Annotated in this window: 18 protein-coding genes; 8 read left to right on the plus strand and 10 right to left on the minus strand. The window is 62.4% G+C overall.

The window, feature by feature from the left end; translation table 11 throughout:
- Positions 1-8: 8 nt before the first annotated feature.
- Complete coding sequence (locus HX869_RS19125; protein ID WP_003171943.1) at positions 9-773, plus strand: amino acid ABC transporter ATP-binding protein; 765 nt, start codon at positions 9-11, stop codon at positions 771-773.
- Positions 774-834: 61 nt separating this feature from the next.
- On the opposite strand, the gene HX869_RS19130 is transcribed toward HX869_RS19125, so the two are convergent.
- Both HX869_RS19130 and HX869_RS19135 read right to left on the minus strand, forming a co-directional pair.
- A complete protein-coding gene (locus tag HX869_RS19130) occupies positions 835-1317 on the minus strand; it encodes a type II toxin-antitoxin system MqsA family antitoxin (RefSeq protein ID WP_003216327.1) in 483 nt (160 codons plus the stop codon).
- The gene (locus tag HX869_RS19135) at positions 1314-1625 is read right to left on the minus strand and encodes a type II toxin-antitoxin system MqsR family toxin (protein WP_178903514.1); all 312 of its coding nucleotides are present in this window, start codon (positions 1623-1625) and stop codon (positions 1314-1316) included. Before HX869_RS19135 ends, HX869_RS19130 begins: the two co-directional genes overlap by 4 nt.
- A 159-nt stretch (positions 1626-1784) precedes the next feature.
- On the opposite strand from HX869_RS19135, the gene HX869_RS19140 reads away from it, so the two are divergent.
- Positions 1785-2444 (plus strand): FadR/GntR family transcriptional regulator, encoded by a 660-nt coding sequence (locus tag HX869_RS19140; RefSeq protein ID WP_003216331.1) that lies wholly within the window; start codon positions 1785-1787, stop codon positions 2442-2444.
- The gene (locus tag HX869_RS19145; RefSeq protein WP_178903515.1) at positions 2434-3714 is read left to right on the plus strand and encodes a CynX/NimT family MFS transporter; all 1281 of its coding nucleotides are present in this window, start codon (positions 2434-2436) and stop codon (positions 3712-3714) included. Before HX869_RS19140 ends, HX869_RS19145 begins: the two co-directional genes overlap by 11 nt.
- On the opposite strand, the gene HX869_RS19150 is transcribed toward HX869_RS19145, so the two are convergent.
- From HX869_RS19150 to HX869_RS19185, 8 genes are all read right to left on the minus strand, one after another.
- On the minus strand, positions 3711-4361 hold the full coding sequence (locus HX869_RS19150; RefSeq protein WP_087692824.1) for a DUF1120 domain-containing protein: 651 nt from the start codon (positions 4359-4361) through the stop codon (positions 3711-3713). The two genes, HX869_RS19145 and HX869_RS19150, sit on opposite strands and share 4 nt — an antisense overlap.
- A 15-nt stretch (positions 4362-4376) precedes the next feature.
- Positions 4377-5504 (minus strand): DUF1120 domain-containing protein, encoded by a 1128-nt coding sequence (locus HX869_RS19155; RefSeq protein WP_178903516.1) that lies wholly within the window; start codon positions 5502-5504, stop codon positions 4377-4379.
- Between the two features lie 11 nt (positions 5505-5515).
- Positions 5516-7885 (minus strand): fimbria/pilus outer membrane usher protein, encoded by a 2370-nt coding sequence (locus HX869_RS19160; RefSeq protein ID WP_178903525.1) that lies wholly within the window; start codon positions 7883-7885, stop codon positions 5516-5518.
- Positions 7886-8026: 141 nt separating this feature from the next.
- Positions 8027-8725: a fimbria/pilus chaperone family protein gene (locus tag HX869_RS19165; protein WP_008435638.1), complete on the minus strand. Its 699-nt coding sequence runs from the start codon at positions 8723-8725 to the stop codon at positions 8027-8029.
- Positions 8726-8753: 28 nt separating this feature from the next.
- Positions 8754-9380 (minus strand): DUF1120 domain-containing protein, encoded by a 627-nt coding sequence (locus HX869_RS19170; RefSeq protein ID WP_250884758.1) that lies wholly within the window; start codon positions 9378-9380, stop codon positions 8754-8756.
- Positions 9381-9444: 64 nt separating this feature from the next.
- Positions 9445-10074: a DUF1120 domain-containing protein gene (locus HX869_RS19175; RefSeq protein WP_008435636.1), complete on the minus strand. Its 630-nt coding sequence runs from the start codon at positions 10072-10074 to the stop codon at positions 9445-9447.
- Between the two features lie 43 nt (positions 10075-10117).
- Positions 10118-10735 (minus strand): DUF1120 domain-containing protein, encoded by a 618-nt coding sequence (locus tag HX869_RS19180; protein ID WP_168197537.1) that lies wholly within the window; start codon positions 10733-10735, stop codon positions 10118-10120.
- A gap of 44 nt (positions 10736-10779) precedes the next feature.
- Positions 10780-11409 (minus strand): DUF1120 domain-containing protein, encoded by a 630-nt coding sequence (locus HX869_RS19185; RefSeq protein WP_087692818.1) that lies wholly within the window; start codon positions 11407-11409, stop codon positions 10780-10782.
- A 504-nt stretch (positions 11410-11913) separates the two neighbouring features.
- Here HX869_RS19185 and HX869_RS19190 point away from each other — a divergent pair.
- The 5 genes from HX869_RS19190 to HX869_RS19210 all read left to right on the plus strand — a co-directional run bounded on the left by HX869_RS19190 (position 11914) and on the right by HX869_RS19210 (position 15378).
- Positions 11914-12648, plus strand: a complete 735-nt coding sequence (locus HX869_RS19190) for a response regulator (RefSeq protein WP_178903526.1) — start codon at positions 11914-11916, stop codon at positions 12646-12648.
- 200 nt (positions 12649-12848) lie between these two features.
- Positions 12849-13484: a response regulator transcription factor gene (locus tag HX869_RS19195; protein WP_178903517.1), complete on the plus strand. Its 636-nt coding sequence runs from the start codon at positions 12849-12851 to the stop codon at positions 13482-13484.
- Positions 13485-13584: 100 nt separating this feature from the next.
- Entirely contained in the window at positions 13585-14055 is a 471-nt protein-coding gene (locus HX869_RS19200; protein ID WP_178903518.1) for a nuclear transport factor 2 family protein, read from the plus strand.
- 36 nt (positions 14056-14091) lie between these two features.
- Positions 14092-14367, plus strand: a complete 276-nt coding sequence (locus HX869_RS19205; RefSeq protein WP_003216354.1) for a GIY-YIG nuclease family protein — start codon at positions 14092-14094, stop codon at positions 14365-14367.
- A gap of 75 nt (positions 14368-14442) precedes the next feature.
- A complete protein-coding gene (locus HX869_RS19210) occupies positions 14443-15378 on the plus strand; it encodes a glutathione S-transferase family protein (RefSeq protein ID WP_003216356.1) in 936 nt (311 codons plus the stop codon).
- Positions 15379-15480: the final 102 nt, after the last annotated feature.

The raw sequence follows: 15480 nt of genomic DNA on the forward strand, positions 1-15480 counted from the left end.
GTTTTGTGATGAGTGAAGCGATCAAACAGCCTGTGAGCCCTGAAGGCATTATTCAGATGCAGGGCGTCAACAAGTGGTACGGCCAGTTCCACGTGTTGAAAGACATCAACCTGAACGTCAAGCAGGGCGAACGTATCGTGCTGTGCGGGCCGTCGGGTTCCGGCAAGTCCACCACCATCCGCTGCCTCAACCGTCTGGAAGAGCACCAGCAGGGCCGCATCGTGGTCGATGGCGTGGAACTGACCAACGACCTCAAGCAGATCGAAGCGATCCGCCGCGAAGTCGGCATGGTGTTCCAGCACTTCAACCTGTTCCCGCACCTGACCATCCTGCAGAACTGCACGCTGGCCCCGATGTGGGTACGCAAGATGCCCAAGCGCAAGGCTGAAGAAATTGCCATGCACTACCTTGAGCGCGTGCGTATTCCGGAGCAGGCCCACAAGTTTCCGGGGCAGTTGTCCGGCGGCCAGCAACAGCGCGTGGCGATTGCCCGTGCGCTGTGCATGAAGCCGAAAATCATGCTGTTCGATGAGCCGACCTCGGCGCTCGATCCGGAAATGGTGAAAGAGGTACTGGACACCATGATCGGCCTGGCGGAAGACGGCATGACCATGCTCTGCGTGACCCACGAAATGGGCTTCGCGCGCACCGTGGCCAACCGCGTGATCTTCATGGACAAGGGCGAGATCGTTGAACAGGCGGCGCCGAATGACTTCTTCGACAACCCGCAGAATGATCGGACCAAGTTGTTCTTGAGCCAGATTCTGCATTGATCCATGGGTAATGCTTGAAACAATAAACCCGGCCTGGTGCCGGGTTTATTTTTGCCATCAATCAAGTTGTCGTCAGGGTCTCGTGCTCTTTATGTACCGTATGCACGGAATTGCGAAGATCTGCGCCTTCACTCAGGATTTTTGCTTCGACCAGCAAGTGGGGGTGACGCTCAAGCAAACGCATCAGGACTACCAGGGATTTGGGGGGCAATACCTCACCGCGCTCGTAGCGAGATAAGGCGTTGTGGCCGCCACCCGATAGCAGTTGTACCGTTTCTTTTTGTGAAAGGTGCAGTTTGCGGCGTATGCGCTTCATCTCGGTGCCGACCATCTGCCTGAAACTGTGAACGATTTCATCGCAGTGGTCTGAATAGCGTTCCGCGTCTTCGGGGTCCAGGATCACCTCTCCACATGCCTGGCACTCCCATCCAGACAGATCGTCTATACGGCGATGCAAACCTTTGACTTCCGATGTTTCGCTACGTCCTGAGAAGTGATGCATTCCGTCATGCCTGCCGCAGCTGAAGCATTGCTCTGTTTTCATGGGTTTTTCTCCTTGAAGGAGATCACCGGAAGTTTACCATCCGTGCGGTAGGTCACCTTGATGTAGATCTCCAGATCATGTGAGTGAATGTGATACACATCTTGCCAAACTCGATGGTCGTCATGAGTGGTCATCGACTTGTACAACATCGTGTTTTTCAACTCGAAAATGACCGCCTGCATTTGTTCGATGCTTAAATCAAGATCCTCGCCGCAACGGCGTGCGCTTTGAGTAAATGCTTGCTTTCCAAGCCGCCTGACATCCGCCTTTATCACCGCCAGATCGTAATGAGGTGTGTACTTTTCCATAAGACACCTGAGTCCAATAATTACCCTCTGAGGGTAATTTTACCAATCGAAAATACTGCTCCTTTGCCTGCCCAAGAACCCTAGTGCGTTGCCTTTGTAGGCAACTCCGAATAGGCTGTGGGAAAATTCATCCTATGATTGGATGAAAGGACGAAACCCATGACAGACATCGCCCCCCTGATCAAACGCTCCCTCGTCGATCAAGCCCTCGAACAGTTGCGCCAGCGCATCACCCAAGGCGTATGGGCCATCGGCGAACGCCTGCCCACCGAGCCCGAGTTGTCTGCCGAGTTGGGGATCAGCCGCAACACCGTGCGTGAAGCCATGCGCGTATTGGCATTCTCCGGGTTGATCGAGATCCGCCAGGGCGACGGCAGCTATTTGCGCTCCATGACCGACCCGCTGGGAGCGATGAAAGCCTTGTCCCACTGCACCCTGGCTCAGGCGCAGGAGACGCGGCAGATTCTTGAAGTCGAGGCAGTCGGCTTGGCCGCGTTGCGCCGCACCGATGAAGACCTGGTCGCTTTGCGCGCGGCCCTCAACGCCAGCGGCGACCATTACCACGGTGATCTTGAGCACTACATCAGCTGCGACCTGGTGTTCCACAAACGCCTGGTGGACGCGGCCCACAATCCGGCCTTGAGCGAGCTGTATCAGTACTTCTCGAGCATTGTCGGCGCGCAACTGCGCCAGACCCTGAACATCCAGCCGCGCCGGCAAGCGGTATTCGACCTGCACGGCGCCTTGCTCGATGCCGTGGAGCAACAGGACCCGGAACGCGCCAAGGCCCTGTCCCGGCAGTTGATCAATGAACCTTGAACCCGAGACCACCATGCCCCGTTCAGAAAATGCCCTTGATGAACTGCTGATCGACGCCGAAGCCGATGACGATGAGGTCCAGCACAGCCCGCCGGTGGTAAGCCGTCTGTGGTTGTTGCTGTTGGGCCTGATCCTGGTGGCGCTGAACCTGCGCCCGGCGTTGTCGAGCATGGCGCCGCTGCTCGCTGAGGTCTCCCACAGCCTGGGTCTCTCGGCGGCCAAGGCCGGGTTGCTGACGACGCTGCCCGTCTTGTGCCTGGGCCTGTTCGCGCCACTGGCTCCGATCCTGGCCCGACGTTTTGGCGCCGAGCGGGTGGTGCTGGGCATTCTGCTGACCCTGGCCGGCGGCATCATCCTGCGCAGTTCATTCGGTGAGGCCGGGCTGTTCGCCGGCAGCCTGCTGGCGGGCGCGAGTATCGGCATCATCGGGGTGCTGTTGCCCGGTATCGTCAAGCGCGATTTCGCCAAACAGGCCGGCACCATGACCGGCGTGTACACCATGGCCCTGTGCCTGGGTGCAGCGCTGGCGGCGGGATCCACGGTGCCGCTGAGTCATTACTTCGGCGACAGCTGGAACATCGGCCTGGGGTTCTGGATTCTCCCGGCGTTGGTCGCGGCGTTGTTCTGGTTGCCGCAAGTTGGCCAGAAACACGGCGCGCACCAGGTGGCCTATCGCGTGAAGGGCTTGTTGCGTGATCCGCTGGCCTGGCAGGTGACCCTGTACATGGGCCTGCAATCCTCCCTGGCGTACATTGTGTTTGGCTGGCTGCCGTCGATCCTGATCGGCCGTGGCCTGAGCGCCACCCAGGCGGGCCTGGTGCTTTCCGGTTCGGTGATTGTGCAACTGGCCAGTTCCCTGGCTGCGCCCTGGTTGGCCACTCGTGGCAAGGACCAGCGCCTGGCCATCGTGGTGGTGATGGTGCTGACCCTGGGCGGCCTGTTCGGTTGCCTGTATGCACCGCTGGACGGTTTGTGGGGCTGGGCGATATTGCTGGGCCTGGGCCAGGGTGGCACTTTCAGCCTGGCGCTGACCTTGATCGTGCTGCGTTCACGGGACTCCCATGTAGCCGCCAACCTGTCGAGCATGGCCCAGGGCATCGGCTACACCCTGGCGTCCATGGGGCCGTTCGCGGTCGGGCTGGTGCATGACTGGACCGGTGGCTGGAACGCCACCGGCTGGATTTTCGCGGTGATCGGCCTGGGCGCGATCATCGCGGGGTTGGGCGCCGGGCGTGCGCGGTATGTCGGCGTGACCAGCGAAAAGGTCTAGAGGTACAGCACTTCCATAGTGCTGGAACCATCGATATGCACGTCGCTGCTGAGGTCGAGATTGTTCTTGGCAGCGATCACCGTATCGACCCTGACCAGGCTGCTCAGCGTCTGGAAGGCCGTCGGCCCGCTGGTGCTGCCGACGGTGTCGGTAAAGCCGAGAAAGCTGCGCGAACCGATGTCGATCGGGTTGCTGTTGGCGGTGCGCCAGGCGATGCCGCCGCTGGTGGACTCGGTGCCGTAAACCTCCGGCAGGCTGTCGATCACCGTCTGCTTGGGGTCGAAGGTCAGGGAGTACAGCCCGATCTTGTTGCCACTCGGGTCCAGGCCCAGCCCGTAGTAGATTTCGCTGTTGACGTTGGCGGTGCCGTCGCGGTTGTCGCTCATGCGCAGGGCGTAGCGAGTCGCTGCCTCGCAGTTGATGGTCACGCTCAGGTAGCGCACCGGCAGGCGTTTGCCGCGATCAATGTTCAACTCCTGTTGGGAAATCTTGCCGTAGTCGATCAGCCCGTTGCTCGACAGCGCCGGTGTACAGGCACTGGGAGTGAGCAAGCCGGTGACGCCAAGTTCGACACTGGAGGCTGCCGTGGCACCGCTGCTGAGGGTCAGCAGGGCAAGTGTTGCGAGAGAACGCTGGCGTAGGTGCATGACCATACTCCTTGATCAGAGGTAGATAATTTCAATCGTGCCCGAACCGTCGAGCAGTACTTCCGTACGCAGGTCCAGGCTGTTCATGGGGGACAGGACGGCGCGCACGCTGATCTGCCCACTCAGGTTCTGGATCGCGGTGGGGCCGGCATTGCTGCCGGGTAGAGCGGTAAAGCCGAGCAAACTGCTGCTGCCGATGGGAATGGGGTAGGCGCTGGAGCTGCTCCAGGCCACGCCACCGGTGGTGGAGTCGGTGCGATATACCTGGGGCAGGGCATCGGCGCGCAGGTCGAAGGGGTCGAAATAGAGGAAGTACCGGCCGATTTTATTACGGCTGTCGTCCACTCCCAGGCCGTAGGCGGTTTCGTCGATGCCGCCGGTGGCCGAGCCTTTGCGGTTGTCATGCATGCGCAAGGCGAAATGAGTCGGGCCGTCGCAGCCGATACTCAGCAGCAGGCTGCGGGAGACCAGCCCGGTTTCCTTGTCGGTGTTAAGGCTCCTGGACCACATACGGCCAAAGTCGATGATGCCGCCGTTGGACAGCGTGGTCTCGCAGGCCGCCGGAGCGAAGCCGGCTTGCAGCGACAACTCCCGTGCGCGGCCGCTGGCGACGGCGTCGATCAAGCCGCTGGCTTCCCAGGTCACCGCGTCGCGCACTTGCAGGGCGTCGGCCTGCGCCCAGGCATTGACCAGCAATTGCGCCGAGAAGCTGCTGCCGGTGGTCGGCGCACCGTCGCGCAACGGTACGATGGCCTGGTCGGGCCGCCAGTCGAGTGTCCTGCCCCTGGCACTGGGCGCCTGGCCTTGCCCGCTGGTCAACCCCAGTTCAACAGCCTGGCCGTCGAGTACCGCATCGCTGATGTGCACGCGGTAACTGCCACGCTCGGTAAAGCGGTAGCGCTCGGCGGTCCCGGCCAGGGCCCGGTAGAACACGTGCATATCGGTGGGCGTCGGGCAGTTCAGGTTGAGGCTCAGGCGGCGTTCTCCCAGCAGGATTTCTGTGCCGGGGTTGCGCTGCACGGCGCGGTTCATCACGCCGAAATCCAGGCGCGACTGGCTTAGGGTCAGTTGGCATTCGTCGGCGTGCGCCCGGCCCTGGACGATGGCGCCCAGGGCCAATCCCAGCAGTAACAATCGCTTCATCACAGTCTTCCTCATGGCATCACACAGCGGGCCGGGGCGGTTTCGAAATACACCTGCGGGTCGGCTTTTTCCGCGAGTTCAACCTGCAGTTCACAGCGGCTCATGCCCGGTGCCTTGACCCACAGGGGGCGTGGGTCCAGCACGTTCGGCAGGAACACCTGGCTGCCTTCCTGCACCAGGGTCACGAACTCGCCATCGGCGGTACTCACCGTGGCGCCACGGGGCAGTGGCGTACCGTGGTCGGTTGCCACCGTGAGCAAGGCGCGACGGGTCAGCGCCACGCCGAACTCCACGCGATCCACCGCGCCGCGCCCGGCGCTGATGACGGCCAGGCCGTTGCTGATATCGGCGTTGCGTGGCAGCGACTGGGTTTGCACTTCCACGGGGCTGCGCCCGTAGGCGGACACCTGCGGTACCACGGCCTGACCCTGGAAGTCGGTCCATACCGGGCCGCTGGGCGTGGTGAGCTTGACCCCGGCCATATCGCCGACAGACACCAGCGCAAAGGTGTCGCGCACCGGATAAGGCGAGAAGGTCACGCCACCGCTGTGGGCCACCACCGCACCGCGCACACCGCCCTGGTAGCTGGAGCGCTCGGCGTCAGAGCGGCTGTAGTTCATGTCCAGTTGTGCATAGCGCGGCAGATAGGACACGCCGAGGGTGGATTCCACTTGTTGGTCGCGGCTGTCGTGCTCGGCACTGACCCGGTAACTGAGTTGATCGTTGACCTGCTCGTTCACCCCCAGGCCGATGCGATGCTCGCCACCGGAGTTGCGCACCCAGGAGCGCCCACGCCGGTTCTCACCCAGTGGCACGCTCAGGTTCAGGTACACCGCGTTCTCGTTATTCTGCCGGCCGCTGACCTGCCACTCGGCACTGGCCGACAGCGACACGCCGCGCACGCTGGTGCCCCATGAAGCCAGGGCACGGCTGCTGTTTTCGCCGTTGAACGTGGTGGTGCGCGACAGGCCGGCATTGAAGGCGCCCAGCCATGGATGGGCCCAGCCCAGGGCCAGGCTCTGCTGGTCGCGATAGCGGGTGAGGCGACCCTCGTCGTCCCGTGAGTCGTAGTAGGCGGCGTCTTCCAGCTCCCGGTAGCCCATGGTGCGGTGGGAGGCGCCGGCGGTGATCGACCATTGCCGGCCCAGGCGCTGGGACAGGCTCAGGTCGGTCTGTACGCCGCGTTCACCCAGGCGTTGGGCATCGGCAATCTGGGTCGACAGTTGTACCTGGCCGTCTGGCCACGGCAACAGGCCGAGGCTGGCACCCGTGGCACGGTAGTCTTCGGCGGCAAGCGCGCCGGCTCCCAGGCTCAGGCGCGGGTTCAAGGCGCCGCTCCAGCCGCCACTGATCACCCACGGATCGTCGCCGCGCGTATCGCCGATATTGCGCACCCGGCCCGCCCCCAACGAGTAACCCGGGGCTGGCAAGCCGATGCCGAGCATCGCCGCCGGCACGGTGAAGCGTCGCTCTTCGCCGGTGCTTTCCTTGACCGTCACTTCAACGTCGGAGCGTGTGTTCAGGCGCCTCACGTCGGTCAGCGAGAACGGCCCGGCCGGCACCACCGTGGAGTGAATCAGCGCGCCGTTCTGGCGCACTTCCACCTGGGCCGGGCTGTTGGCGATGCCGCTGATGGTCGAGCCCTGTTCCTGGTCCTGCAGGGCCTGTTCGGTAAACAGCTGCATACCGGTGATCTGCGCGGATGACAGCACCGGGTTGTAGAGGTTGATCTGCCCGGCCTGCAACACCGCCTGCTGCTCGGCGAAGGTGCGCTGGGCATAGGCTTCCAGGTGGGTACTGCGGGACCGGGAGTCTTGCCAGGTCTGGACCTGGCGGCTGCGCACGATCCAGTCGCCCGCGTTGAAGCCCAGCTCGGTATTGGCCGAGCCGAAGCGGCTGGCGTCGTCGCCATAACGGTTGTACAAACCGGTGAGGTCGTAGTTGAGCAAGCCGGCGAACCCTCCGGTTTCATAACCGGACAGCTCACGTTGGCGCGGGCGCAGAGCATCGGTGGGCACCATCAGGCTCACGCTCAGGCTGGCGGGGTCTTGCTCCACCACGGTTTGCGGGTATTCGCCGAGGAAGTCATGGCAGCGGCTGTCGGCCAGCGGGGCCGGTATCACCAGGTCGGCGGCGTCCAGCAGCGGGCGGTCGAAGCACAGCGCGCCCTGGCTGTCGAACTGCACATCGAGGCGGCCACGGCGCTGGCCGTTCACCGTCAGGCTCACGGCGTGGCGGCCGCTGGTGTAGCGCGGTGCGTGCAGCAACAGGTAGGCCAGTTCCGGGTCGATACCGCGCTGGTGCAGGGTTTGCGCGTCGAAGGCGTCGCCCCAGGCATCGGCCGACAGCAACGCCATGGTCAGTGGCAGCGCGGCCCGCATCCGGGCGGGGCGTAAAGGACAGTCAGGCACGGCTTCGCCAGCCGGGTCAGTGGTTACTGTGTTCACGTAAAGGCACTCAGGTTATGGAAGCCGGCAACGGTTGGCGGGCTTCCCGGTGACAGTCACAGGGCTGTCACTTCGTTATTCAGCGTTTGCGGCGGTTATCGGTGCTTCATAGGCGGCGACGGCAAAGCCGTACACGGTGGCCGGTTGCAGGCGTACGGCCGTGGCGGTGTGGGGCGTGCTGAGCCGCAGGGTTTCGCCGGGCAACACATAAGTGCGTGGCAGCACCAGGCTCTGCTTGCCGGGCAGCAATTGCAGCTCCTGGGCCAGGCGCACCACGTAAGGCGTGGGGTTGGCGACGTTCAGGTGACCGGCGTTCAACGACCAGGTCAGCCCGGTCCAGGGTGTGCGGTTCGGCGCCAGGCCCTTGGGATGAATGATCACCGGCAGGTTCTGGCGCACGGTCACGCCCACCCGCGCATGGCCAGCCTGGGCGGCGTCACGGTCCTTGGGCATGCCTTCGAAGATCACCCGCTTCAGGCGTTGGGTTTTCAGGGGCGTGGGGTTGCGCAGGATAAAGCGCACCAGCTGGCTTTTATCGGCCTCGACCCGGGACAGGGGCGGGGTGACGAACAGCAGCGATTCGGTGTCTTCCGGAATGTCTTCCAGGGTGACGTGCAGCAGGGCCAGTTTGCCGTCGGTGTTGGTCACCGACACCGAAGCTTCGCCGTCGGCCTCGTTGACGATCACCACCGAGGTGTCGGGCACCATGCCGTCGGCAAACGCCTGGGTGCTCAGCAGCCAGCCCAGGGCCAGCAAGGTTGGATAGGTCTTCATGACGCAGTTCCTAAAATGATCACAGGGCTTAGAGGTAACGCAAATCCAGGACCAGTGAGCCATCGAGGGGAACGTCTTGCCTGAGGGTCAGACGGTTCGCCGGGTGGATGGTGGTCTGTGCGCGGATCCGGGTGGTCAGGGTGACGATGGGTTCCGGAAACGGTCGGCCGGGACGGGCAAAGCCCATCAGAGTCTTGGGGTGGATGGCCGGTTGGGGAGCCCAGAGGCCGCCTTCGGGGTTTGACACAAGTGACTGCATGGCCTGGCCGTCTCCTTGCGCCGCTTCGAACGCCAGGTCGACGTAACCCAACTGCTCCGCGGGCGCGATGGGGTTTCTCCCCAGGCCGTAGGTAGTGTCCGGTGCGGCGGACGAATCTTCGCGGCTGTCCAGGCCAATCAGGCCAAACAACAAGGGGCCGCTGCAGTGAATCTCTACCTCCAGCCATTGGGTGGGCAACGGGGTGGGAGCCACCTGGTTGAGGAGATGGGCAGGGATGGTGCCGTGGTCGATGATGCCGCTGCCGGAGAGCGCGATGGTGCAGGAACTGGGGGTGACCAGGCCCGACAGGGTCATCTCGGTGGCGGTGCTGGCAAACACGCTAGAGCCGGTGTTGAGCAATAACAGCGCCGTGCACAGGCGTAGGGTTCTGTTCATCATTCGGTCTTCAATGTGTTCGGTGCAAGTAAGGCGCCTCGCTGCGAACGGCGAGGCCGCGGGTTTACAGGTACTTCACTTCCAGCGTGGCCGAGCCGTCGATCGGGTGTTCATCGCTCAGGTCCAGGCTGTCGGCCCGGGCGATCTGCGCGTACACCACCAGGTCGCTGACGACTTGCTGGATCGGTACCGGCAGCCAGGTGCCCGAGGTTCTATCGCCGAAAGCCGCCAATGCGCTGGGTGGCAGGATCGCGTCCGCCGACTCTGCCCAGGTCGTGCCGTTATCCCCGGATTCCAGCACCGTGACGGCGACAGAGTCTGCGACTGCGTTATTCAGCATCAGGTCGTAGGCCCCCAGCTTCTGGGTACCGTTGATCAACCCCAGGCCGTAGGTGCCGCCGCTGGAGTTGGACCCGGCGCGGTTGTCGGTGCCCTTGACGGCAAACAGGGTGCCGCCGTCGCAGGTGATGGTCAGTTGCAAGGTGGTGCGTGGCAGTTGTTTGGGGGTCGTGAGGTTCAGGTCTTTGGCGGAGATCTTGCCGTAGTCCACCATCCCTCCGCCGGACAGGCCAGGTGTGCAGGCGTTGGGGGTAATCACCCCTTTGACAGTCAGGTCGACGGTGGACGCCGCCAGGGCAGAGGCGCTGGTGCTGAGCAGCAGCGCGGTGGCCAGGGCATTGAGCGTAAGTTTCATGGGGCACACGTTTCCTTTCGAGTGGGGCCGGTTGAATAAAGGGTTACAGGTACTTCAGTTGCACGGTGGCATGGCCGTCCAGCGGCACTTCGTCGAGCACGGTCAGGCGGTCGGTGCCGTCGACCATCGTGTACACGCGCAGGTCGGCACTGAATTGCCGTATCGCAATCGGGGTGTTCGCACCGCCGTTGGTGGCGACCGAGGTTTGGGTGTAGTGGCCCAGGTAAATCGACGGGAGCCAGGTCACCCCGCCATCGGTCGAGTTGATCGTCTTGACCGTGACGCCGTCCGCGACCGGGTTGAGCAGGCCGAATGCGGTGGCGCCAAGTTTTTCGCCACTGTCCGTCAACCCCAGGCCATGCCAGTAGTCGTTAATTGCCGAAGTGCCGGCGCGGTTATCGATCGTGCTCAGCGCGATGAACGTTGGCGCCTCACACAGGACTTCCATTTGCATGGTCTGCGGCTGCAGTGAGGTCGGGCTGTCGGTGTTGAGTTCCTTGGCCGGCATTTTTCCGTAATCCACCACGCCTCCGCCGGAGAGCATGGGTTCACAGGCATTCGGCGTGATGGTGCCCGTGACGGCGAAGTCGGTACTGCTGGTGGCCAGTACGGTGGGGGCCAGCAGCAACGTGGCGAGAAAGACAGCGGGTGAGGAATTCATCATCGAGCAGCACCTTTTGGTTGCAGGTCAGGGGCGAAGGTGGGTTACAGGTAGAGCACTTCAATGGTGGCCGAGCCGTCGATATTGACTTCGTTGCTCAGGTCCAGGCCGTCGGTGCGGTTGATGTAGCCGCTGTAGGCCACGGGGGTGACCAGTTGCTGGGTGGCACGCGGGGTGCTGGCGTCTGCCAGGGTGGCGACCGAGAGATAGGTGCCGGTTTCAAAGCTGTTCCAACGCTCCCAGGTGACGCCATTGTCGAAAGACCCGATGGCTTGCACGGTTTCGCCGTCGGCCTGGGGCGGGCTACCGTTGGCGCCAAGGGTCAAGCTATAGGAACCCAGCTTTTGCGTGCCGTTGATAAAGCCCAGCCCGAAGCCGCTGCCGCTGCCGGAGCCAATACGGTTGTCGGTCGCCTTGAGGGCGAAGATCACCGGCGCATCGCAGGTCACGGTCATTTGCAGCGTGACTTTCGGCAACAGGGTGATCTGGGTGGCGTTCAAGTCCTTGGCCGACATCTTGCCGTGGTCGATGACCCCGCCACTGGACAGGCTCGGCGTGCAGGCATTCGGGGTGATGATGCCCTTGACTGTCAGGTCCACGGTGCTGGCGGCGAAGGCGGGGGCGGTGCCAGTGATCAGCAGGGCGCTGGCGACGGCGATCAGGTGCTTGTTCATGGTTGTATTGTCTCGGTGTTGGATCAACTGACGGGTGCAGCTCACCGCAGCGCAGAAAGAGGCGCGGTTGGGCGTCGGGTCAGTTCGGATAGTTGGCCGCCAGGTGAGTTGGCGGGTTGCCCTCTTGGGGTGGGGCGCAATTTAGCGCCGGGGGGGAGGAGGGGAAATACAAGAATTACGACAATCCGCTATCCCTCTAGCTCGCCTGCGTCAAGTCGGAATAGGTGGGCGGAGCTGTAGGAAAAACTGTCTTTTCGTAGTTCTTGTATCGCAAGAGTGGTATTCATGTGGATAGCTTGATTCGGTAATGGGTGCCAGGCGGATGGGTTAAGGATCACCGTCAAGCGCACCCTCACTAGACGATATGCCAGGGCCGTCTGATGGCCCTGGCAGGTCGGCGCCGATATCGAGGTGGCCATGATGCCAAGCGTGTTTGCTGACGACGCCCCCAGGCAGCAAACGGTGCCATGGCGCAGTCCTCCTGTTCACTGGAAGCACCTGAGCGTGCTGATCGTCGAGGACCATCAGGCCTATCGCGCCTTGATGGGCTGGTTCCTGCAAAAATTCGAAGTCGATCACGAACTGGTGTGCAACGGGCAGGCCGCGTTGACCGCCATCGCCCTGCGGCATTTCGACCTGGTGATCAGCGATTGCCGCATGCCGGTGCTGGATGGCTATAGCATGGCTCGTGAGATCAGGCGGCGAGAGGCCGTACACAGCCGCCCGCGTGTGCCGATCATTGCCTTGACCGCCAAACTCTCTGCGGACGATGCGCGCCGCTGCCTTGAGGCCGGCATGGATGCCTGGCTGCTCAAGCCGCTGACCCTGGAACAATTGCGCGGGGTGCTGGAGCAGTGGCTGCCACAGCCGCCGGGCGCCAGTACGAACCTGCCTGCCACAGCCTGCGTCGGGGCGCACTGGCCGACTCGTGCCGAACTGATCAGGACATTTGGCGATGAACAGGTGGTGAACCAGATGTTGCGCACCCTGGTGCGCGAGGCCGAGGCTGATTACGCAGGCCTGGTACAGGCTTGCCGCATCGTCGACCCGCATGCATTGGTCGACTGCCTGCATCGCCTGGCGGGAAGCCTGGCGTTTTTTGGCGAGACGGAGCTGGATCGCTGTGCGGGGGAGTTGATCGAACAGGTGCGCAAGCACGGGATCCGGTGCAACAGGCGGGCATTGCAGCGGTTCGACCAGGACCTGCTGGTGTATCTGCGCTATTTGACAGATTTATGACATTTTCAACGATTCTGTAGGGGGTATTACCTCTGTCTGTGGGCTTAGTTTGTAGGTGGTTTCCTTTTTTGTTGTAGGTAAAAAATCACCCGCTTAAGAACACGGGACGCCATTGAAAACCGCTCCCAGGTGGGCGGTTGTTGCCCGGGACGGACAGGGTTATTTTGCGCAAATCAATTTGCCATCACTCATGGATTTCTATGCTTCGCGTAATTATTGCTGACGATCATCCCATTGTTCGGATCGGGCAGAAGGTGGTGATCGAGGCCAACGGCAAGTGCAAGGTGGTCGGTGAGGCCAACGGCCCGGATGAGCTGCTGCGGGTACTGGGCAGCACCCCTTGCGATGTGCTGGTGACGGACTTCGCCATGCCGGGCGGGCAGCAGGCTGACGGCTATGTGTTGTTGGGCTTGTTGCAACGCCAATACCCCGGAGTGCCGGTGATCCTGGTGACGATGTTCGCCAATATCGCCACCCTGCGTGCCTCGTTTGCCGAGGGCGCCCGAGGCATTGTCGCCAAGAGTGCGTCGGCCAAGGAGTTGCCCACGGCCATCAAGGAAGTCTGCGAGGGCAAGACCTTCGTCAGCGAGTCCCTGCGGACCCAGTTGGTGCAGGCCGGCACGGGCGATCAATCACAATCGCCGCAACTGTCGGGCAAGGAACGCGAAGTGGTGCGCATGCTGGCCAGCGGCATGACCGTCAGCCAGATTGCCGCGCGGGTCAATCGCAGCATCTCCACCATCAGCAAACAGAAAAGTACCGCGATGAACCGGCTGTGTATCTCCACCGATGTGGATTTGTTCCACTATGCTCGCAGCAGCGGAATGGTGCCCTGAAGGGACGGGATGAGGTATTCCTGGCGTTGATGCCAGTAGTGTTCCCCGGCCTTGGGGATTATCGTACCGGCCATCCCAACTTCTTTTGCGGAACCTGCCCATGAGCGACGTCCATAACGCCTTGATCACCGAGTTCTACAGTGCCTTCCAGCGCCTGGATGCCGAGGCCATGAGCGCCTGCTACAGCGACGACGTGGTGTTCAGCGACCCGGCATTCGGTGAACTGCGTGGCCGTGATGCCGGCGACATGTGGCGCATGCTGACCACCCGGGCCAAGGACTTTTCCCTGACCTTCGACAGTGTGCGCAGCGATGAAATTACCGGCAGCGCCCACTGGGTGGCGACCTACCTGTTCAGTGCGACGGGCAACACCGTAGTCAACGATATCCGGGCGCGCTTTGTGTTTCGTGACGGCAAGATCTGCGAGCACCACGACCACTTTGACCTGTGGCGCTGGTCGCGGCAGGCGTTGGGCACCAAAGGCCTGTTGCTGGGCTGGACGCCGCTGGTGAAAAACGCCGTGCGGGCCCAGGCGCTGAAAGGGTTGAAGGCGTTCCAGGCCAGTCGTTGATAAGATTGGCGTTCCTTTGGTTTGCCGAATTGATCCGTGACGACTCCTTCTGAAGCCAAACCGTGGTTTGTCTACCTGGTGCGCGCCGCCAATGGCTCGCTCTATTGCGGTATCAGCAATGACCCGGTGCGCCGCTTTGCCATGCACCAGAGTGGCAAGGGCGCACGGTTTTTCCTCTCAAGCCCCGCCGTGGCGCTGGTGTACACCGAGGCATGCATCAGCAAGGCCGAGGCGCTGCGCCAGGAACGGCTGATCAAGAAACTCAAGAAAAGCGCCAAGGAGTGCCTGGCGGCGATCGGCCCATCAGTTTGACTGATAGGTTCCCATGCGCGCCTTTGCCGGGTTTGCAGGCTAAGCTGGACGCTCACTCATTGAGCGGAGCCTGGCATGACTGAGTTGATCCTGCACCACTACCCGCAATCCCCGTTTGCCGAAAAAGCCCGCCTGTTGCTGGGCTTCAAGGGCTTGTCCTGGCGTTCGGTGCACATCTCGCCGGTGATGCCCAAGCCTGACTTGACGGCCCTCACCGGTGGTTATCGCAAGACCCCGGTGTTGCAGGTGGGCGCCGATATCTACTGCGACACCGCACTGATCGCCCGCCGCCTGGAGCAGGAAAAGTCCGTGCCGGCGCTGTTTCCCCAAGGCCTGGAACTGGTCAGCCAAAGCTTCGCCGCCTGGGCTGATTCGACGGTGTTCTCCCATGCCGTGAGCCTGGTGTTCCAGCCGGAATCCCTGGCGGTCAAGTTCGCCAAAGTGCCGCCGGAAATGCTCCAGGTGCTGGTGGCCGACCGCAGCAAATTGTTCAGTGGCGGCACGGCCACCCGTGTGCAACTGGATCAGGCCAAGCATCAATGGCCGGTGATCATCGGTCGTATCAATCAGCAGTTGCAGCACCAGCAGGGCGACTTCCTGTTCGGCGAGCCGTCGATTGCCGACTTCGCCCTGGCGCACCCGTTGTGGTTCCTCATGGGATCGTCGGTCACCTCGCCGCTGGTGGAAACCTATCCTGCGGTGGCCGCCTGGCTCGCCCGGGTGTTGGGTTTCGGGCATGGCACGTCGAGCCAGATGAGTGCCGAGCAAGCCCTGGAAGTCGCGCGCAATGCCACGCCGGCCAACCTGCCGGAAGAAATCTTCGAAGACCCGAACGGCTTCAAGCCCGGCCAGCAAGTGACCATCAGCGCCACCGACTACGGCACCGATCCGGTGGCCGGGGAGTTGCTGTTTGCCGGCCGCGAAGAGCTGATTCTGCGGCGCACCGATGACCGCGCCGGCACCGTGCATGTGCACGTTCCGCGCTTCGGATTTCGGATCCAACCGGCGTGACTGAAATTATTTTCAAATCGGTGTGAGGTAAACCTGTCGGCCATCCGTGTAGTGCTTGAAACTGCGATTAATTCGCATTAACAGCGTTTTTACACACGGGTT

The sequence above is a fragment of the Pseudomonas sp. P7779 genome (genome assembly GCF_013386315.1).
Lineage (GTDB): Bacteria > Pseudomonadota > Gammaproteobacteria > Pseudomonadales > Pseudomonadaceae > Aquipseudomonas.

Excerpts from the sequence above, each read along its gene's own strand:
- HX869_RS19125 (WP_003171943.1), top strand. The coding sequence starts at position 9 with ATGAGTGAAGCGATCAAACAGCCTGTGAGCCCTGAAGGCATTATTCAG.
- HX869_RS19130 (WP_003216327.1), bottom strand. The coding sequence starts at position 1,317 with ATGAAAACAGAGCAATGCTTCAGCTGCGGCAGGCATGACGGAATGCAT.
- HX869_RS19135 (WP_178903514.1), bottom strand. The coding sequence starts at position 1,625 with ATGGAAAAGTACACACCTCATTACGATCTGGCGGTGATAAAGGCGGAT.
- HX869_RS19140 (WP_003216331.1), top strand. The coding sequence starts at position 1,785 with ATGACAGACATCGCCCCCCTGATCAAACGCTCCCTCGTCGATCAAGCC.
- HX869_RS19145 (WP_178903515.1), top strand. The coding sequence starts at position 2,434 with ATGAACCTTGAACCCGAGACCACCATGCCCCGTTCAGAAAATGCCCTT.
- HX869_RS19150 (WP_087692824.1), bottom strand. The coding sequence starts at position 4,361 with ATGCACCTACGCCAGCGTTCTCTCGCAACACTTGCCCTGCTGACCCTC.
- HX869_RS19155 (WP_178903516.1), bottom strand. The coding sequence starts at position 5,504 with ATGAAGCGATTGTTACTGCTGGGATTGGCCCTGGGCGCCATCGTCCAG.
- HX869_RS19160 (WP_178903525.1), bottom strand. The coding sequence starts at position 7,885 with ATGCGGGCCGCGCTGCCACTGACCATGGCGTTGCTGTCGGCCGATGCC.
- HX869_RS19165 (WP_008435638.1), bottom strand. The coding sequence starts at position 8,725 with ATGAAGACCTATCCAACCTTGCTGGCCCTGGGCTGGCTGCTGAGCACC.
- HX869_RS19170 (WP_250884758.1), bottom strand. The coding sequence starts at position 9,380 with ATGAACAGAACCCTACGCCTGTGCACGGCGCTGTTATTGCTCAACACC.
- HX869_RS19175 (WP_008435636.1), bottom strand. The coding sequence starts at position 10,074 with ATGAAACTTACGCTCAATGCCCTGGCCACCGCGCTGCTGCTCAGCACC.
- HX869_RS19180 (WP_168197537.1), bottom strand. The coding sequence starts at position 10,735 with ATGAATTCCTCACCCGCTGTCTTTCTCGCCACGTTGCTGCTGGCCCCC.
- HX869_RS19185 (WP_087692818.1), bottom strand. The coding sequence starts at position 11,409 with ATGAACAAGCACCTGATCGCCGTCGCCAGCGCCCTGCTGATCACTGGC.
- HX869_RS19195 (WP_178903517.1), top strand. The coding sequence starts at position 12,849 with ATGCTTCGCGTAATTATTGCTGACGATCATCCCATTGTTCGGATCGGG.
- HX869_RS19200 (WP_178903518.1), top strand. The coding sequence starts at position 13,585 with ATGAGCGACGTCCATAACGCCTTGATCACCGAGTTCTACAGTGCCTTC.
- HX869_RS19210 (WP_003216356.1), top strand. The coding sequence starts at position 14,443 with ATGACTGAGTTGATCCTGCACCACTACCCGCAATCCCCGTTTGCCGAA.